Origin of the sequence: Paenibacillus campi (assembly GCF_034659835.1) — a bacterium.
Classification (GTDB): Bacteria; Bacillota; Bacilli; order Paenibacillales; family Paenibacillaceae; genus Saccharibacillus; species Saccharibacillus campi.
The window spans coordinates 297412-315865 of the sequence record NZ_JAXSQZ010000005.1; the positions used below are offsets into that span (position 1 = coordinate 297412).

At 46.8% G+C, this 18454-nt stretch carries 16 protein-coding genes; 12 read left to right on the plus strand and 4 right to left on the minus strand.

Translation table 11 applies throughout. The annotated features are described in order from the left end of the window. The first annotated feature begins 6 nt into the window (after positions 1–6). Positions 7–909, plus strand: a complete 903-nt coding sequence (locus U1I11_RS14430) for a helix-turn-helix transcriptional regulator (protein WP_322906826.1) — start codon at positions 7–9, stop codon at positions 907–909. Positions 910–1238: 329 nt separating this feature from the next. Here the strand turns inward: U1I11_RS14430 and U1I11_RS14435 are convergent, their stop codons facing one another. After that, the gene (locus U1I11_RS14435; protein WP_322906827.1) at positions 1239–3164 is read right to left on the minus strand and encodes a CPBP family intramembrane glutamic endopeptidase; all 1926 of its coding nucleotides are present in this window, start codon (positions 3162–3164) and stop codon (positions 1239–1241) included. A gap of 227 nt (positions 3165–3391) precedes the next feature. After that, positions 3392–4363, minus strand: a complete 972-nt coding sequence (locus U1I11_RS14440) for a LysR family transcriptional regulator (RefSeq protein WP_322906828.1) — start codon at positions 4361–4363, stop codon at positions 3392–3394. 331 nt (positions 4364–4694) lie between these two features. Here U1I11_RS14440 and U1I11_RS14445 point away from each other — a divergent pair, with 331 nt between their 5' ends. The 11 genes from U1I11_RS14445 (at position 4695) to darG (ending at position 15688) form a co-directional block, all read left to right on the plus strand. Then, a complete protein-coding gene (locus tag U1I11_RS14445) occupies positions 4695–5363 on the plus strand; it encodes a succinate dehydrogenase cytochrome b558 subunit (RefSeq protein ID WP_322906829.1) in 669 nt (222 codons plus the stop codon). A gap of 87 nt (positions 5364–5450) precedes the next feature. Continuing rightward, positions 5451–7193: a succinate dehydrogenase flavoprotein subunit gene (sdhA, locus tag U1I11_RS14450; RefSeq protein ID WP_322906830.1), complete on the plus strand. Its 1743-nt coding sequence runs from the start codon at positions 5451–5453 to the stop codon at positions 7191–7193. Positions 7194–7317: 124 nt separating this feature from the next. Continuing rightward, positions 7318–8106: a succinate dehydrogenase iron-sulfur subunit gene (gene sdhB, locus U1I11_RS14455; protein ID WP_322906831.1), complete on the plus strand. Its 789-nt coding sequence runs from the start codon at positions 7318–7320 to the stop codon at positions 8104–8106. A gap of 178 nt (positions 8107–8284) precedes the next feature. Beyond that, positions 8285–9082 carry an AAC(3) family N-acetyltransferase gene (locus U1I11_RS14460; protein WP_322906832.1) on the plus strand — a complete coding sequence of 266 codons (798 nt, stop codon included), beginning with the start codon at positions 8285–8287 and terminating at the stop codon, positions 9080–9082. 189 nt (positions 9083–9271) lie between these two features. Then, positions 9272–10051 (plus strand): DUF3891 family protein, encoded by a 780-nt coding sequence (locus U1I11_RS14465; protein ID WP_322906833.1) that lies wholly within the window; start codon positions 9272–9274, stop codon positions 10049–10051. Between the two features lie 480 nt (positions 10052–10531). Next, the gene (locus tag U1I11_RS14470) at positions 10532–11572 is read left to right on the plus strand and encodes a metallophosphoesterase (RefSeq protein WP_322906834.1); all 1041 of its coding nucleotides are present in this window, start codon (positions 10532–10534) and stop codon (positions 11570–11572) included. Positions 11573–11911: 339 nt separating this feature from the next. Beyond that, positions 11912–12673, plus strand: a complete 762-nt coding sequence (locus tag U1I11_RS14475) for a metallophosphoesterase family protein (RefSeq protein WP_322906835.1) — start codon at positions 11912–11914, stop codon at positions 12671–12673. An 18-nt stretch (positions 12674–12691) separates the two neighbouring features. Beyond that, positions 12692–13330, plus strand: a complete 639-nt coding sequence (locus tag U1I11_RS14480) for a GNAT family N-acetyltransferase (protein ID WP_322906836.1) — start codon at positions 12692–12694, stop codon at positions 13328–13330. Further along, positions 13327–14292, plus strand: a complete 966-nt coding sequence (locus tag U1I11_RS14485; protein ID WP_322906837.1) for a DMT family transporter — start codon at positions 13327–13329, stop codon at positions 14290–14292. Before U1I11_RS14480 ends, U1I11_RS14485 begins: the two co-directional genes overlap by 4 nt. Positions 14293–14382: 90 nt before the next feature. Then, positions 14383–14637 (plus strand): DarT ssDNA thymidine ADP-ribosyltransferase family protein, encoded by a 255-nt coding sequence (locus U1I11_RS21685; protein ID WP_416235622.1) that lies wholly within the window; start codon positions 14383–14385, stop codon positions 14635–14637. Between the two features lie 13 nt (positions 14638–14650). Further along, positions 14651–15688, plus strand: a complete 1038-nt coding sequence (gene darG / locus U1I11_RS14490) for a type II toxin-antitoxin system antitoxin DNA ADP-ribosyl glycohydrolase DarG (protein WP_322906838.1) — start codon at positions 14651–14653, stop codon at positions 15686–15688. A gap of 233 nt (positions 15689–15921) precedes the next feature. Here darG and U1I11_RS14495 read toward each other — a convergent pair whose 3' ends face one another. Further along, positions 15922–16731, minus strand: coding sequence for a histidinol-phosphatase (locus U1I11_RS14495; RefSeq protein WP_322906839.1), 810 nt, complete (start codon positions 16729–16731; stop codon positions 15922–15924). A gap of 481 nt (positions 16732–17212) precedes the next feature. After that, positions 17213–18115 (minus strand): LysR family transcriptional regulator, encoded by a 903-nt coding sequence (locus U1I11_RS14500; protein WP_322906840.1) that lies wholly within the window; start codon positions 18113–18115, stop codon positions 17213–17215. Positions 18116–18454: the final 339 nt, after the last annotated feature.

Below are 18454 nucleotides of genomic sequence, written 5' to 3' on the forward strand. Positions count from 1 at the left end.
GATATCATGAGCCAAAAAATGATGCCGACAACGTATGCTACCAAGCCAAGCATGGAGCAGCGAGATTACCAAATACATTACAATCGCGACACCGCCCTTAGCCAATTGAAAAGTCGATTTAAACGCCATACTCATCAGCATTATGAGTTGTATTTTTTAATATCCGGCACTGTGCACTATCATGTGGAGGAACGCAGTTTTGCGCTACGATCAGGGGATGTGATGTTGATCCGTCCAGGTCAGCAACATTATGCTGAACTGATTCGATCAGATGATCCGTATGAGCGCTATGTATTGTGGCTGCATCCATCTTATTTGGAACAGATTTCGACCGCATCGACCGATTTGCAACTTGCGTTTCAAAACATTAATTTTTACGACAGTCATTTGAGTTTAAGCAGCGATCGGATTGTACTGCTTAGCAATTTGCTGCATCATATTTGGGAGCAGTCGCAATCACAGGAATATGGCGCCGATATGTTGGCACGCATTTATATGCATGAATTGCTCATTATGGTCGCACGTGCCAAATTGAACAATCAATGGAGCTACCGCCCCAAACATTTGAACAATGAGAAATTGCTAGTCGAGACGCTTGATTATATTCATGAGCATATTTATGAACCGATTACAGTACAGCAGATGGCACAGCAATTGTTCGTAAGCCGTTCTTTTTTGTCGAAAATGTTTACGGAAAATATGAACATATCGATCCACAAATATATCGTGCAAAAAAAGCTGCATCTTGCCAAACAAGAGCTGTTGTCCGGGCAATCGATTCATATCATTTGCGAACGATTCAGTTTTGGCGATTACAGCACATTTTATCGAGCATTTCAGCGTGAGTTTGGCATGTCGCCGCGTATGTATATGCAGGTGTTGAAGGAGGAGCAATTGTCACAAGTATAGCCGAGAAGCAAGTGATAGGAGAGCGGGGAAGTGAGTTTGAACATGTCCGCTAGTACATTGATCGTAATTTATTAGTAAGTTGAAGCCGCTCCAATCACAAATCATACGCTACAACGAAACAGACCCTATCCACGAAGATGAGGTCTGTTTCGTTGTAGCGTATGTTGTATCGTATCGTATCGTTATGATTGCGATGTAGCTTGATGGCCTATCTGTTTGTTATAAAACGAACTGTCCGTTTCATCCTATACCTATCTAGCATCTAGCACGTACCCTATAGCAGGCAACCGTCCGTACTTTTACTGCGATTCATTTACCACAACAACCGTCTATGGCTGTCCATCGGTTGAATCTGGATCACGTTTCGTCAGTGACGGTGCTGTCGGGTTACTTTTGCTTTCAGATTCCGCCGCTTTTGGCTCCGTTTTGGCAGCAGGAGCCGGTGGTGCTGCCAGCTTCGATTCCTGATACAGGCTAAAGCGTGATGGATCATTCGGCAATTCACCTGGTGCGGCTCCATCTGGACGATAATACGGATGACTAGCATCTGGCATCACGCCTATTGACGGCACAAATGGCTGCTGCGGTGCAGGTGGTACATAAGGCGGATAAGCATTATCCACGCCTTTGTCCCGAGCGTACAAATAAATAATATACGCGACGATCGCTGGCAATGCGATATATAAGATAGCAATCGCAATATTAGCCCAGCCGCCCAGCGACATCAGACTCAATGACATTAAAATCGTATCGAACATCACATGGGCAAATACGACAGCGATAAAGCCATATCGCACAAATACGAAACTAAATAGCAAGCCGATAATGAGCAGTTCGATCGGACGCGAGTAAACCGGATAGATCGGATACAGCGTATGACCGAGCGCCCAAATAATCGATGTGATCGCTGCTGCTACAAACGTATTGCGCACTAGCTTTTTCAACATGATGATGCCGAATAGACGGTATACGCCTTCTTCACCGATCCCTGCCATCCAGGCGAGCAGCGGGAACAGGGCAGGCACAACCATATTGTACGGTGAACTGGAATCATCGGTAGCCGAAAAGACGCCAAATGCCGGTTCCATCACCATATAAATGATCGATTGCACGCCGAGCAAAATGAGCGCGAACAAATAACCGACCGCTGCGCTATGCAGCACGTATTTGCCATAGCCAAGCTCACGGGAGCGCGGCCACATATTCAGTCCGCGTTCACGCCACATGCCATCACCGCCGACAAGTGAGAAGTATAGCAGGATCGCCATCATCACATTCAGGAGAAGCTGCAAGCCAACGAGGAATAGCAGCGTAAGATTGCCTGCCCAGCCGGATTGTCCATATTGGCGTTCAAGATAAGGCAACATATTGAACACACTGATCATCGAGACGGCAGTGTACATACACGTCAACACAATGCCTCGTTTAAACGAAGTATGTTTGCGTTTGAGTGAAGCGAATACGATTGCTAGCACGCCTAGTACGATGGTGAACAGACCGTATCCAAGAAAGGTAAGCCATGTCGCCAGTCGGGTTTGTGATTCGATATAGTTTGTATAGCTGGCTGGAGGTGTGACTTTAGGTGTAATCGCAGCGACTTGATCATTTTCAAAAATCAATTTGACATGCAGTGTAGATGCGCCCAATTTGGCATCAGGCACAATATAGTCCAGACCAGACTCGTCGTCGGTCGTTTGCAGTTTCAGCTTGGACAGATCGTAGCCGAGCTTGCTTAGTAGCGGACTTGCCAGCTGCTCCTTGTCTGCCAGTGACAGTGAGCCATCATCCGATTGTATATTGAGATTGTTGCCAGACTGGGTAGGACGGATATGAAAGCCAACGACATTGCCGTTATTCATATGTACATCTATATCTGCCGCATAGTTAGAATCTTGATAATGAACGCGAAATACATCATAAGGAGCCCATTTCTCGATGTTACTTGCATATTCGGCGTTTAGTTTGTCGCGAGCGATATAGCCGCTCAGTTCGGCATCGGTCACATAAGTAACCGTTGGCTGGGTAGCAAGTGCAGCCCGATCTTGTTCGTCCAATGGCAGGCTCGCTTTGAACGCATCGGCGCTCTCAATCGCTTGCTGTTCCGTAATCGATGCCGTTTGCTGCGCTTCTAGTGTATCCGAGGCAGTAAGCGGAAATACCTGGGTGAACAGAAAGATGACCAGTGCGATAACGGCAAGTAGACCGAGCCATTTATAATTCGGTTTGAGTTGTACAGGTTTGCCTATAGGATTCATAATTGCCTCCTTATCTTCTATATAATATGGGCTTGTGCAGACACGGATATTGCAAGTGTAACGTAATCACCCCCCCTTTGCAAAAGCGAGGTGTGCCGCGAATAAATCGATATAGTAGGCATCGAATGGCGTGATTTAACAGGCAACAATACGGACAGCAACCATGATCCGATTGTTATTCATTAAACGACTTGGGCACCGTTTCAATCCAAACCCTATTCAGCTTTTTATTCGGGCGGCCATTGCTCATTTTCCAGCACTGGCGGATTGTCTTCCACCCGTATATTTGCATCACGGATCATCGGTTTGCGACTTTTAAACCCTGCGGTTGTATCGGCAATCCATTGCCTTGCCGCCGTGCCCAGCTCAGCCGCTTCATTATAAATCAGACAAGTCGTCCGGCGCGTCTGCTCCAGCTCAGGGATATGCAGTGATACGAGTTCATTGCTCGACAATAGCTGTTCACCGATATACGAGCGCGGTAACAATGCAGCCGCCATACAGATCGGCAACAGCCGTACGATCGCTTCAAAGGAATCGATTTCCATTCGCAGATCAGGCATAACCATATAGCGATGGAACACATCGTCGATCAGCTTGCGATACCAGGTGCCTTTGGAAAACATAATCATCGGCAACCCTTGCAAATGCTGCATACTAGGCTGCTTTTTGTCGGCTAACGGATGTGCTTTCGGTACGACCAATTCCAAATGATCGTCAAACAGTGGCACACAGACGAGTCCAGACTCATGAATCGAGGAGGCGACGATGCCGATATCGGCTTTTTTGTCACGAATGTCATTGACAATTTCATGGGTTTTGCCAGTAATTAGCTTTACTTCGGCATAGGGATGCTTTTCGGTAAAGCTGCGCACAAGCGGTGGCATCGTCGTTTGCAACGTCGTTAAACTAGCGCCGAACGTAACGGTTGTCTGCTCCTCGGATTTATAGCGATTCAAACTTTGCAAAAAGCGTAACTGCTGCTGCCGCTGCTCTAGCGCAAACGTATAAGTCAGCCTGCCGATTGCGGTCAGCTCTAGCCGTTTGCCGTTACGATTAAACAGCGCCACACCAAGCTGTTCCTCTAATTTGGCAATTTTACGCGATAACGCCGGCTGAGACAGATTGAGCAAACGGGACGCTTGATTCAGGCTCGATTGCTCCACTACGACCGCAAACACATCTAAATCTTCGATCATGAGACGAAAAGCTCCTCTCTTATGCAAAAAAGTTATAACAATTAATAATTATATTGCAATTCCATTATAAGACAATTTAGAGTAACATAAAAAGTGACACAACTTGTTCACAACATCTGTTCTGTGACGATCCTTCAAACAAAGCGCATAGTAAACGCAATTATCGGGATTTCTGGCAGGTATGAACAGGTTGCAATGCTGCGGAAGATGGGGAACTTCCTAATGCAAGAATGGACGTAGGTCCGAATTTTTCGTTCGTTCAAGTTTAGGTGGCATAATTAATATTTGTCACAATGAAAACGCTCTTAATTATGAAAGGGGAACGTCATTCATGAAAGGCTTCTACGCCAGAAGGCTGCACTCGTTGCTCGGGATCATTCCGCTTGGTCTGTTTTTCATTGAGCACATGATCACCAACTTTTCTGCTTATGAAGGAGGAAAGGAATCATTTGACCAGGGCGTTGCCTTTTTGAACGGTTTGCCGCTCGTGCTGTTTTTGGAGATTGTGTTTATCTTCTTGCCGTTACTGTACCACGGCATCTATGGTCTGTATATCGCATACCAGGCTAAACCGAACACCAATCACTTTGGCAATGAGCGTAACTGGCGTTATACGCTACAGCGTGTAACCGGTGTGATCACATTTGTTTATGTCGCATGGCACGTCTATGATACGCGCTTTCAAGTTGCGCTTGGCAATATCACACATGAACAGCTCGGCGGGGTTATGCACAATATTATGACCAATCCGGTCACATTTGTATTGTATGCCATCGGTGTTGTATCGGCATCGTTCCACTTCTCTAATGGACTTTGGTCCTTCCTCGTCACATGGGGAATTACAGTTGGTCCGCGTGCGCAGCGTGTGTCCAGCTATATTTGCATGACCATCTTCGTCATTGTGGCGGTAATGTTCATTCTGTCCATGGTAGCCTTCCGCAATATGGAGTTCCAGGACCCGACTGTTGCATTTGAAAGTATTCGTGCGTTTGTAGCATAAATTCACGGTGTGGCACGATTCATCATCCGTTGCCGGATCGTGAACGTGTCCCCGGAGCAAGCAGGTTAAAGGGGAGGGTAATTTCTTATGGCAACATCCAATATCATTATCGTGGGCGGCGGCCTTGCTGGTCTGATGGCTACGGTCAAAGCGGCAGAAGCTGGCGTTCATGTTCATCTATTCTCACTCGTACCTGTTAAGCGCTCGCACTCCGTATGTGCGCAGGGCGGCATCAACGGTGCGGTTAATACAAAAGGGGAAGGCGATTCGCCGTGGCTGCATTTTGATGATACGGTCTATGGCGGTGACTTCCTCGCCAACCAGCCGCCGGTCAAAGCGATGTGTGATGCTGCACCAGGCATCATTCACCTGATGGACCGGATGGGCGTTATGTTCAACCGGACGCCTGAAGGTCTGCTCGACTTCCGTCGTTTTGGCGGTACGAAACATCACCGGACGGCATTTGCCGGCGCAACGACTGGACAACAGCTGTTGTACGCACTCGATGAGCAAGCGCGTCGCTGGGAAACCGCCGGTCTTGTCACCAAATATGAGAACTGGGAGTTCCTCGGTGCAATTGTCGATGACGAAGGCATCTGTCGCGGCGTCACCGCGCAAAACTTGCGTTCGATGGAAATCGCCAGCTTTGCGGCAGATGCGGTTATTCTTGCCAGCGGCGGTCCTGGTATTATTTTCGGTAAAACGACCAACTCGGTTATTAATACCGGTACAGCAGCAAGTGCGGTATACCAGCAAGGCGTTAACTATGCTAATGGCGAGTTTATCCAAATTCACCCGACTGCGATTCCAGGCGACGACAAGCTGCGTCTAATGTCCGAATCGGCGCGTGGTGAAGGTGGACGCATTTGGACGTACAAAGACGGCAAGCCGTGGTACTTCCTCGAAGAAAAATATCCGGCGTACGGTAACCTCGTGCCACGTGATATCGCGACCCGCGAAATCTTCGATGTGTGTGTGAATCAAAAGCTGGGCGTCAATGCTGAAAACATGGTTTATCTCGATCTGTCTCACAAAGACCCGAAAGAGCTGGACGTGAAACTGGGCGGCATTATCGAAATCTATGAGAAATTCATGGGCGATGATCCGCGCAAAATTCCGATGAAAATCTTCCCTGCGGTTCACTATTCGATGGGCGGCATGTGGGTCGATTACAACCAGATGACCAATATCCCGGGTCTGTTTGCAGCCGGTGAGTGTGAGTACCAGTACCACGGTGCCAACCGTCTGGGCGCGAACTCGCTGCTGTCAGCAATTTACGGCGGTATGGTTGCCGGGCCAAAGGCAGTCGAATACGTAAAAGGACTCAAAAAATCCGCTGCCGACCTGCCACAATCGGTATTCGATCAGGCACGCAAGCAGCATGAAGACAAATATGAGCGTCTGCTCGGTATGGATGGCAATGAAAACGCCTATGTGATCCACCGTGAGCTGGGCGAGTGGATGACCGACAATATGACGGTCGTTCGTTATAACGATAAATTGCAAGCAACGATCAACAAAATCAAGGAATTGAAACAACGCTACACGAAAATCGATGTGAACGATGCTTCCCGTTGGACAAACCAGGGCGTGGCGTTTACCCGTCAATTGTGGAATATGCTGGAGCTTGCCGAAGCGATGACGCTGGGCGCGCTGCTGCGTGATGAAAGCCGTGGTGCACATTACAAGCCGGACTTCCCGAATCGTAATGACGAAGACTTCCTGAAAACGACGGTAGCGACATGGACAGCGGACGGTCCGAAAATTTCGTACGACGAAGTTGATGTATCGCTGATTCCACCTCGTGTACGTGACTATTCCAAAAGTTGATTGATTGCACTGTGATTGACTTTGATTTTAAATTTGCGGTCTGTTGCCTGCCGGTAGTCAGACCGTTGCACTCGATTGGTTAGCAGGCAAGCATATAGCCTATGAAATGAAGGGGGCATTACCGATGGCGGAAGCAGTTTCAACCGGAAACCCTGCCGTACAGCAGACAGCCAAAAAAGTGAAGTTTGTGATTACCCGTCAAGATAAGCCGGAAGGCGCATCGTATACGGAGGAATTTGAAATTCCGTATCGTCCGGGTATGAACGTCATTAGCGCATTGATGGAAATTCAACGGAATCCACGCAACAGCAGCGGTAAAGACACTGCACCTGTATGTTGGGAATCGAACTGTTTGGAGGAAGTGTGCGGTGCCTGCTCGATGGTAATCAACGGCAAGCCACGTCAAGCGTGTTCTTCTTTGGTGGACAAACTGGAGCAGCCGATCACGGTAGCACCGATGAAAACATTCCCGGTTGTGCGTGACCTCGTGATCGATCGCAGCCGTATGTTTAACGCATTGAAAAAGGTAAAAGCATGGATTCCAATTGACGGTACGTACGATCTCGGCCCAGGTCCACGGATGGCGGAAACGAAGCGTCAATGGGCATATGAGCTGTCCAAATGTATGACATGTGGCGTATGTCTCGAAGCGTGCCCGAACGTAAACGAGAAAACCGACTTTATCGGCCCTGCACCGTTGTCTCAAGTACGTCTGTTCAATGCTCACCCGACAGGTGAGATGAACAAAGAGGAGCGTCTGGATGCGATTATGGGCGAAGGCGGTATCGAAGCTTGCGGTAACTCGCAAAACTGTGTACGTTCGTGTCCGAAAGGCATTCCGCTCACTACATCGATCGCTGACCTGAACAAAGAAACGAATAAGCGTATGTTTAAACGCTGGTTGACGGTATAATCGTAATCAACCGGCACGATGTTGTACGATAAATGGATTCGGTACTTGCGGTAAGTCTGAAACTATGAAAACTAAGGCGGGTTGCGCATCTTACGATGCCGCCCGCTTTTTGTTATCTAACGAGTAAGTGTACGTTTGAGTACGTATATGATCTTAATCTCATCACGGAGGACGCAATATGATTACGGAAAGACCGATCAGTTTTACACAGCTCAAAACCGAATTGGCTGCACTTGGTGTAGAAGCAGGCATGAGCATTATGCTCCATTCTTCATTGAAAAGTATTGGCGGCTGGATTCCCGGTGGTGCGGAAACGGTTATTCTTGCCTTGGAGGACGTGCTAGGAGCGGAAGGTACACTAATGATGCCGACGCAGACGTCTCAGCTTACCGACCCAAAGCTATGGCGTTATCCGCCCGCTGATCCGCGCTGGTGGGATTTAATCCGCGAAAGTATGCCACCGTATGATCCTGATTTTACCGTGACGACGGGTATGGGCGTGATCGCTGAAACATTCCGCAAGCAGCGCGGCGTTCGGCGCAGCAATCATCCGCATGTATCGTTTGCGGTATGGGGCAAATATGCGGAGGTATGGACGGCGGATCATGAGCTGGATTACGGGCTAGGCAACGGTTCACCATTACAGCGTCTGTATGATGCGAACGGGTATGTGCTTATGCTTGGTACGGAATATGTGACTAATACATCGATCCATCTGGCGGAATATCATGCCGAATGGAACGGTAAACAGACGATTATGATAGATGCGCCAATCATGACGGACAAGGGTAAACAATGGGTGCGTTTTCGCGATTTAAATTTTGATTCGGATGATTTTGACGATATCGGTGCTGATTTGGAAGCGGATTGTCCGCATCTCGTTGTCAGTGGCAAAATCGGCAATGCGACTGCACGGCTGATTTCCCAGCCTGCACTGGTCGATTATGCGTCCGGCTGGTTGGAAACGAATCGCTAAGGCTATATAAATAGAAACAGGCAAGCATCGCCGGTAAGATAGCGATCGGCAAAAGAGGCTGTCTGTGCTAGTTTTTACATACGCCGGTATGTGGGAAGATGATGATTGCCGTGCCGGTACGTGATTGCCGTTTATGTTCATTCATTGTTATAGGATTTTACTTTTATGCGCCAAAGGAGGCATTTGCTTATGATCTGGAGAGAAAGAGAGCAATCTTTTATTATGATTCGTCAGCATGACCATGCCCGTGTATCCGGGGAGTTTTCCAGACGTCTGCATGCCGGACCAACGGTTGATGAGAAACGCTGGGAGGAAGTGCTGCTCGGCTGTGAGCAGCATGATCGCGGCTGGATTCCGCTCGATCGGATTCCACTCTGGAACGATGCCAAAGCACGTCCATTCTCGTTTCTTGATTTTCCGGAGCCGGCAAAGCTCGTTTTTTACCGCTATGGTATCGATGAGATGGAGGAAATGAGCCCGTATGCGGCAATGCTGGCGAGTCTGCATTATTGTGCGCTGATCGATCATTATGGTGCGGAAGACCCGTTTTGCCAGGCATTTTTGCAAGCGGAGCAGCAGCGTCAGGAACGGATTAAGGCGCTGACGTCGCCGGGTGAGGAGGAGCTTCGCTTCCACCGCGCCGTATTGGAGCTATGCGATGATGTATCATTGTACGCCTGTCTGAATGAGCCTGGAGTGGACAAAGCACATGAACTGGAATGGTGGCGCGATGGTTTTGAGGTTGGCAAAAAACTGGAAGCAGCTAACTATGCGACGATTATGCCACAATGGCTCGATGAACGGTATGTAGAGCTTGATCCATTTCCGTTCCAGCAACCGGTGGAAGTGACAATCGTGTATCGCGAAGTGTCCAAAACAGCGATTGCCCAGCAGGGATTGGCGGATGCGTATGAAGCTTCCGCAGAGCAATTGCAACGGATTGTGTTCAAAGGCAAGTCGTTGGTATGATCGATCAGCGGCATAAGTTAGTTCGGAGCGTCTGCACGAGCGGTTGCAGCTAGGTGTAGTTGCGCAAATCAAATCGATAAATGAAGTCTGCAAATGTATAAAACTGTGGTCATGATGACACCGCTTGATCGAACTGGCTGCGCACACTGAAGTACTCGTAATATGCTCTCCATCGTGTACATGCTATCGGAAACGCCATTCGTTGCGTGCATAAGCGCGGTATATTTGACGCAGGCAATCTTCTTGCGCCAAAATAGTCAATACATATATCGCATATCGCAGCCAGAATAGGCTACAGGAGCCGGTGTGCACGACTGACCGATACGACAATTTCTATCGCAATCATTAGGGCAAAGCAATGTGCTCTTGCGCGCCGTTTCCAACAAAGACGGCAATTTAAAACCCGGTATGCTGGTGAATAGTCAGCTTGATCGGAACTATGGAATGAATTGATGGTTGCCCCGATAGCTAGCAGATTAATTGTCGCTCGGTCAGGAAACGGAGGGAACGTACCTGAAGCATTACGATGAAACACAATCTACGAATTATGATACGAATCGCAGTATGAATCGCAATCTGAATCACGATATGAATCACGATATGAATCACGATACAGATAAACTCACATCACTAGCATTCGCCCATCAACCGAACAAACCGGATCATCGCCAAAAACGTAGTTTAACCCGCCGTCAGTTTCTAAAAGGCAGCGCTCTTGCCGGAGCGGTAATTGGCGCTGGTGGACTCGGATACACGTGGATGGGTGAACCGAATTGGCTGGAAAAGGTGCGAATTTCGCTGGAATTGCCTAATCTGCCAGCAAGTTTGAATGGGATGCGGCTCGTGCAATTTAGCGATATGCATTTGGGGATGGGCAAAAATGCTAATGATCTGGAGCAACTGGTCGATGCGATTATAAGCGAACAGCCGGATATGATCTGTTTTACAGGCGATATGGTCGATGAGCATCCTGCTGACCTTATGCCTGGTGTGGGCGCTTTACAGCGTCTACAAGCACCGCTGGGCAAATATGCAATTCTCGGTAATCATGATTATTTAGATGATGTCGTAGCGGTTACGAATTTATTGAAACAGGGTGGATTTGACGTGTTGATTAATGAGCATCGGTTGCTGCGCCGTACGGATGGTGTGCTGGCGCTTGCCGGGCTGGATGATCAGTTGCTCGGCAATCCGGATGTACAAAAGGCGGCGCGTGGCATGCCGGATGATGCTTGTCGCATTTTGCTTATGCATGAGCCGGATTATGCAGATCGTGTGCCAGAGGAGTTGAAATTTCGTTTGCAGCTGTCTGGGCACAGTCATGGCGGGCAAATTCGATTGCCATTGCTTGGTGCAGTCATTACACCTAAAGGTTCACGCAAATACATTATGGGCGGTTATCGTGCAGGCAAAGACGGACATTTGCCGCTGTATGTGAATCGGGGCATCGGCATGTCGCAGCTGCCGGTACGGTTTATGTGCCGACCGGAGTTGACTATTTTTACGCTATATCGTGCGTAACAGTCGTAAGGCACTGCTGCAAGTTGGCGACATACAATTAGTGTATTGACCGAGATTAATTTTACATCGGCTGGAAGTGCTGAATTATAGCAAAGCAAGCACACAATAAAACTAATCGTTACTATCGTTTAGGCTGTAGTATTTTGACTGTGCTAACTGTGAAGTTAGATGTTGAAATTTAACTTGGTCAAATTAGTACAATATATCGCTAAAAGATTAGATTTACATGTGCCTCAACCTGTTCATAGTCAAGCGATCAGGACGTGCACATATGTTGAGAAAATAACACAATCGATTAGGATACGAATACCGGCAAACGGTCAAGACGGGGGATATTTCATGGAACGCATTGCACTTGTATCTGATATTCATGGCAATTATCCGGCATGGCAGGCGGTGTTGGACGATATCGACAGCCGCGGAATCAAGCGAATTTTTTGCCTCGGTGATCTCGTCGGCAAAGGGCCGGATTCGATTCGTATTACCGACAGCGTGCGCGAGCGCTGTGAGGTCGTACTACGCGGTAATTGGGAGGAACTGATCACACGGATGAGCGAGCGTGATGAGCTGTTCAGCTGGCACACAAGACGCTTAGGTGACGAGCGGATAGCTTATCTCGATTCGTTGCCGTTACGCTATGATTTGACGCTAAGTGGACGATTAATCTCGCTTGTGCATGCCTCGCCGGAAAGTGTATTCCAGCGTGTGCAGCCGTGGGATGCGATGGAAGCAAGATTGGGCATGTTTACTACCGTTGAACAGGACAGTCCATTTGCGGCGATCAGCAGCCCGTTTCACGGTCGTTTGCCTGATCTGGTCGGTTATGGTGATATCCATAATGCGTATATGCAGCATCTGGATGGGCATGTGCTGTTTAATGTAGGCAGTATCGGTAATCCGTTGGATGGCAAAGGCGCTTCTTATGTTATTCTGGAAGGGGAAGCGGAGGCGGCAACACTCGCTCCGTATTCATTGCAATTTATCCGTATTCCATATGATGTGGAGCAGGCGGTGCAAGATGCACAGCATGCCGGAATTCCGGCGCTTGATTTTTATATCAAAGAACTGCGCACCGGTATTTACCGGGGATTGCAGACGTAAGCGACTGGAGGAGTAGCCATGCTGAACAAAGAGAATTTAAAAAAAGAAATGCCCGAGCTAACGACCGAACGTCTTACATTGCGTCGGCTGACGGCAGATCATATTGAACGCTGGTGGGAGTGCATTAGCGATCCGCAAGTGATCACCTATTTGTACGGTTCGCCGGAGATGAAAGAATACCAACCGTTGCAACCGGATCGGCTCGGACGGCGTGTCGAAGAAGCGTTTCGCAGTATGAGTTCGATCCATTTTGCGATTATGTCCCCGGCGGGGGATAAGATGTACGGGGTGTGCTCGTTTCAGCGCTGGGATGAGCGTGCGGCACGGGCAGAGATCGGGTTTGCGCTTTGTAAACGATTTTGGGGCAAAGGCTACGCTACCGAGGCAGTTGGCAGATTGATTGCTTTTGGCTTTCAGCAAATGGGACTTTCTTATATCGTCGGTCGTTGTCATATCGAAAATGAACTATCGATTCGCGTACTGGAAAAAAGCGGGATGCGGCAGCAACCTCCTTCCAATTCCGGCATTCGCAGCTACTGGCAGGAGATGGGCATCATCGTGTATTCGGTAGCGAACAGCGAGTTTGAATTGCGTAAAGAGCGGGCGGCGATACATGCACAATTGCTAGAGCATGGTGGGGAATCGTTTTCGCCATGACTGTTCAGCGCTGGTTCACTAGCCCTGCAGGAATTATAATCAGCTCGGTAGCCGCGACGATGCTGTGGGGCAGTGCATTGCCTTTTATCAAATTAAGTTATCATCATTTGCATATCGGCTCTAATGATCTGTTCGCCCAGTGGTTGTTTGCGGGATATCGCTTTGTATTGGCGGGATTGCTATTAATGGTGCTAGCGCGTCTGTTACAGCGTAAAGGTATAACGCCGAGTCGTGTGCCGATCTCAGCGCTCACGGTACTGGCACTGCTGCAAACGTTTTTGCAATATGTGTTTGTGTATGCGGCACTTGGGCAAGGGTCAGGGATGACGATGTCGATCATTTCCGGCTCGGTCTCGCTGTTTCAATTGCTCGCTGTACGCTGGATGATGAAAACGGAACAATTGTCGGTGCGCAAATGGCTCGGTTTGCTGCTTGGATTTGGCGGCATTGCTGTGATGGGTATGGCATCTGGCAATCAGCTACATATTACGTTTGGACTGGCAGAGCTGCTCATGCTGTTGTCGGCGTTGTCCGGCGGCGTAGGCAATGTGCTGGCACGCCGTGAGGCAGCGGTGGAGCCGGTCATCAGTCTGACCGGTCGGCAGATGTTTTGGGGCGGAATGGGTCTCGTTATGATCGGCTGCGCGTCTGGCAATCCGTTTCCGTTTGTCTGGGATGGAATCGGTCTGCTCATGCTATTGTATTTATCACTGCTATCGGCGGGAGCATTTGCGCTCTGGAATACAGTGATGAAATACAATGAGGTCGGTCGTGTATCGATGTATTTGTTTTTGACGCCGCCGTTTGGAGTAATCCTGTCTGCGGTATGGCTTGGCGAACGCGCTTCGCTCTGGTCACTCGTTGCATTGGCGCTTGTGACCGCCAGTATCGTGCTTGTTAACCGCGGCGGACGTGCAGCACAGTCTACAACAGGGGAGCGATCCGCACACAAACAAGTATAGTTCGTTATATGTACAACATTGCGCAGCATTCGGCAGTGATTGTTATGTAATTGCAACATAGCTGCAATATAATCCTAACAAGCTTGCTTTATGATACATAGCAAGACCCCCTTTTTGATACATGTAAAAGGACCTGTCCCTTGTGGGCAGGTTCTCTTTTTGTTTGGTTGTGTGGAGCACGTATGTACAAGAAAAAGACAAGCTGAGTTTTTAGTGTTTCATAAGGTTCCTTTACATTGTATAATTGGAATTTCAACTTTTGATTTATATTACCAAGCACAAGTGGAACAATATTTAAATCATTTAAATCTTCCTGTGAATATAAGAAAAGATTGGTATTATTAGAGGTGGTGATGAAGTGATAGAATATAAACAAGGTAATTTGCTCCAAGCAGACCTGGAGGCTTTAATAAATACAGTCAACTGTGTCGGTGTTATGGGTAAAGGAATTGCGCTTCAATTTAAGCAGACTTTTCCAGAAAACTTCAAGCAATATGAGAAAGCGTGTAAATTGGGAAAAGTTGTAATTGGAGAAATGTTTGTTGTTTCGCTTGACTCTATTGTTAACCCTAGATATATTATCAATTTTCCTACAAAAGCTCATTGGAAAGAAAAGTCGAAATTATCTTATATTGAATCAGGACTTGAAAATTTGATAAAAACGATCAAAAAGTATGAAATAAAATCAATAGCTGTGCCCCCACTAGGTTGTGGAAATGGAGGATTGGATTGGAAAGTTGTGCAGCCGCTTATTGAATCGGCTGCTAATCAGCTTCCTGATGTTCATTTTGTTATTTATCCTCCTACTGGAAGTCCGAATCCAGATGAGATCATAGTACGAACGAGTACGCCTAAATTAACTAGGTCAAGATCATTGCTTATTCTGTTAATGAGTATGTATGAGAAACCCGGTTATAAATTATCTTTGCTAGAAATACAAAAATTAGCCTATTTTTTACAAGAATGTGGAGAAACGCTTCGCTTAAATTTTGTAAAGGCACAATATGGACCTTATGCTGAAAATTTGAATCATGTGCTGCAAAGATTAGAAGGGCACTATATACGAGGTTATGGAGATCGAAATAGAGAATCTCAAATTTATATTTTGTCTAATGCAATTCAAGAAGTTGAAGGTTTTATAAGCGAGTATGGCGATAATAAAATAAATGAGCTACTTGATGCAGTAAATAAAATAATCGAAGGTTTTGAAACGCCTTACGGATTAGAATTATTAGCTACTACGGATTGGATTATAAAACATAACGAGCAAGCAAAATCGGATATGGACTATACAGTGAGTTTATTCAAGTCTTGGAATAAAAGAAAAGAAAAGCTTTTTAGCGAGAAACATATACAGATAGCTTGGAAGAATTTGGTTGATTTAAGTATTCATTAATATGGTGTTTATTAGTTTTTAGTGAAAATTAAAGGCAATGTACTTTATTAAATAAGGTATACAGTTAAAATGAATATTAAACCAAACAGCGATTATATTGCATATGAATTGTGCAATATAGTCGCTATTTGGTTTTTTAAAGGGAAATGATTTGACAGTTTAATATGAATTTAAAGGCTACAGAGCTGCCTTAGCTGAGAAATATTTCTGTTATACCCATACCTATATCCATTCTACAACGCTACAACCTGGCGTTGCTGCTGCTTATAATACACCCACTCTGTATAACCGATCTCACGCAGCTTATTTGCCACCAGTTCAAAGTCATCGCCCACACGCTGAGCGACATGGGAATCCGAACCAAACGAGATGTCGACACCAAAATGGAAAGCGCGTTCCAGCATCGGATCGACTGGATGCCATAGCCCGCACAGTTTGATTTTGCCAGAAGTGTTCACTTCGATCGCTACACCGGAAGTGGCGATTGTGCGCAGCATATCGTCCAGCGCATCAGGAGCTTCGATCGCGGTAAATTCGGGATAATTACTTTTCATCGCGTCAATATGACCCAAAATATGAAACATACCACTTTTGGCGGATTGGGCGATCAGGCGGAAATATTCCGTTTTGACTGCAACTTTCTCCTGCTCGCTTAGCCCGTTCCAGCGCGTCGGATCGAATATACTGTAACCGCCGCTAAAATGCACAGAACCGATAATATAATCAAATGGATATGGAGCCAGTGCATCTTTATACAGCTGGGCATGATGCGGAAAATAATCCGATTCGATACCAAGCAGCACATCGATTTTGCCCGCGTATTCCCGTTTTAAATCAAGCACTTCCTGCACGTAGGCAGCAAGCTGACTTTTGCCCATCGCGGTGTTCGGAAACGCTTGGTCTTCGTCAAAGCCAAAATAAGGCGTATGATCGGAAATGCCAATCACTTGCAAGCCTGCCTGAATGCCTGCTTCAATATAATCGCGAATATCGCCATCCGCATGTCCGCAGCGATAATGGTGGGTATGAAGATCAAATTTCATCGGTTCGCTCCTTTTACTTGGTTTCTAGTTATCGTCATCGTCACTTGTGTTTCTGGATATAGCGATCATTGTATTAGGGCGTACACGTCCTAGTAGTTTGTCTCAAATTTATTCAGGGATTGCGTTCGTCTGAATGCTGCACGGTTCAAGCAGGGTTCAGATGGACGCAACCTTATATCTTCTTGAGACAAGTCACTAGTAGCTTGTCTCGAATACATTTACAGTTTGTCGATCCAACAATCGCTTGGTGCTGAATCGATTTAGGGATGTTTAAACATAATTTTCATTTGAGACAACCTACTAGTAGCTTATTTTGCGCTAGTTCAGAGCATGTGAAAGCCCTGATTGCTTAATGATAAGCCAGTGTAGCTACATTCAAACCTGATTGGTGATGGAGGCAGATTGTTTAGCAGCTTGCTTCGGATACAGTATACAATTCGTATAGCCTGCATCATATATCGTATCGGTTTAGCCGTCTGCCTCATTCCGGACTGAGAAAATGATCAGCAGGCATCCCTTTCAGATCATCGAGAAACTGACGCATCGCTGAGTTCAAATAACGTCCAGATTTATAAATCAAGCCGACCGGATGGCTGACTTCAAATTCGGGCATCGGAATCATAACGAGTGTGCCATGTCGCAGCTCGCTCGAAATGGACTGGCGCGAAATGATAGCAGCGCCCAAATCAATCTCCACCATCCGCTTCACTTCCTCGCTGCTCGACAGCTCCATAATAATTTCCGGCACGACGCGATGTCGCTTAAATACTTCATCAACAAATCGCCGTCCAACCGTATCGGGAGAAAGCATAATTAGCGGCAAATGCTGCAAATCTTGAATCGTCGCCATCCGTGTGCGTGCTAGCGGATGCTGCGGTGACACGACCAGCTCAAACATATCATAATATAAAATAGACGTTTCCAAATTCGGATTACGCTCGATCAAGTAACCGATTCCAACATCGACCATGCCATGCTCGACACTGTTATAAATTTGCGAGGAAGGCATCGAATGAATCATCGTTTTAATCAGTGGAAATTGATTTTGAAAATATGCCAGCACTCTGGGCAAAATCTGAATCGCGATCGAAGTCGTCGTACCAAGCAGAATGCGCCCTTGCGGGGTTTCATCCAGATCAGCCAGGCGCTGTTTTAATTGCTCAACCACCGATAAAATCTGTTCGGCGTGCTCCAGAAATACCGTCCCCTGGTCAGTCAGCGTTACCGGTTGGTTGCGGTTCACAAGCACCGTTTTGAACTCATCCTCCAAACTTTTGATCTGGGCGGATACCGCAGGCTGGGTGAGATTGAGCAGTTCACCTGCCTTTCGGAAGCTCATGGTGCGCGAAATGGTCAATAATGTTTCCAGTTGACTGATATTCATGAGTTCCTCCTTATGTACACCTATTCATAAATTATAGTGGATTGCCGAAAAAGCAGCAATGCGGCTGAAAATGCATTTCTGCATTTTCGCGAGTTTTCGTAACTTTTTGGAAGGGAGAACGGAAACTTTTTACAAAAAAAACGATTAGTTTTGAGCAATTTAGTGAACAATGATCTACATAAAATCGTTACATTATCCGATAATAGTAAAAAGTCGTCAAATGGACCTACAACATTTGATAAAATAAGCATCTTTATACCTATGAATAATAAAGGGCAATTGTTCCAACATCTGATCCATAAAAAAATTTAAATATTTTGGTATATGGTTTGTTTTTGG

Coding starts and splice junctions, on each gene's coding strand:
- U1I11_RS14430 (WP_322906826.1), top strand. CDS start 7: ATGAGCCAAAAAATGATGCCGACAACGTATGCTACCAAGCCAAGCATG.
- U1I11_RS14435 (WP_322906827.1), bottom strand. CDS start 3,164: ATGAATCCTATAGGCAAACCTGTACAACTCAAACCGAATTATAAATGG.
- U1I11_RS14440 (WP_322906828.1), bottom strand. CDS start 4,363: ATGATCGAAGATTTAGATGTGTTTGCGGTCGTAGTGGAGCAATCGAGC.
- U1I11_RS14445 (WP_322906829.1), top strand. CDS start 4,695: ATGAAAGGCTTCTACGCCAGAAGGCTGCACTCGTTGCTCGGGATCATT.
- sdhA (WP_322906830.1), top strand. CDS start 5,451: ATGGCAACATCCAATATCATTATCGTGGGCGGCGGCCTTGCTGGTCTG.
- sdhB (WP_322906831.1), top strand. CDS start 7,318: ATGGCGGAAGCAGTTTCAACCGGAAACCCTGCCGTACAGCAGACAGCC.
- U1I11_RS14460 (WP_322906832.1), top strand. CDS start 8,285: ATGATTACGGAAAGACCGATCAGTTTTACACAGCTCAAAACCGAATTG.
- U1I11_RS14465 (WP_322906833.1), top strand. CDS start 9,272: ATGATCTGGAGAGAAAGAGAGCAATCTTTTATTATGATTCGTCAGCAT.
- U1I11_RS14475 (WP_322906835.1), top strand. CDS start 11,912: ATGGAACGCATTGCACTTGTATCTGATATTCATGGCAATTATCCGGCA.
- U1I11_RS14480 (WP_322906836.1), top strand. CDS start 12,692: ATGCTGAACAAAGAGAATTTAAAAAAAGAAATGCCCGAGCTAACGACC.
- U1I11_RS14485 (WP_322906837.1), top strand. CDS start 13,327: ATGACTGTTCAGCGCTGGTTCACTAGCCCTGCAGGAATTATAATCAGC.
- U1I11_RS21685 (WP_416235622.1), top strand. CDS start 14,383: ATGATACATAGCAAGACCCCCTTTTTGATACATGTAAAAGGACCTGTC.
- U1I11_RS14495 (WP_322906839.1), bottom strand. CDS start 16,731: ATGAAATTTGATCTTCATACCCACCATTATCGCTGCGGACATGCGGAT.
- U1I11_RS14500 (WP_322906840.1), bottom strand. CDS start 18,115: ATGAATATCAGTCAACTGGAAACATTATTGACCATTTCGCGCACCATG.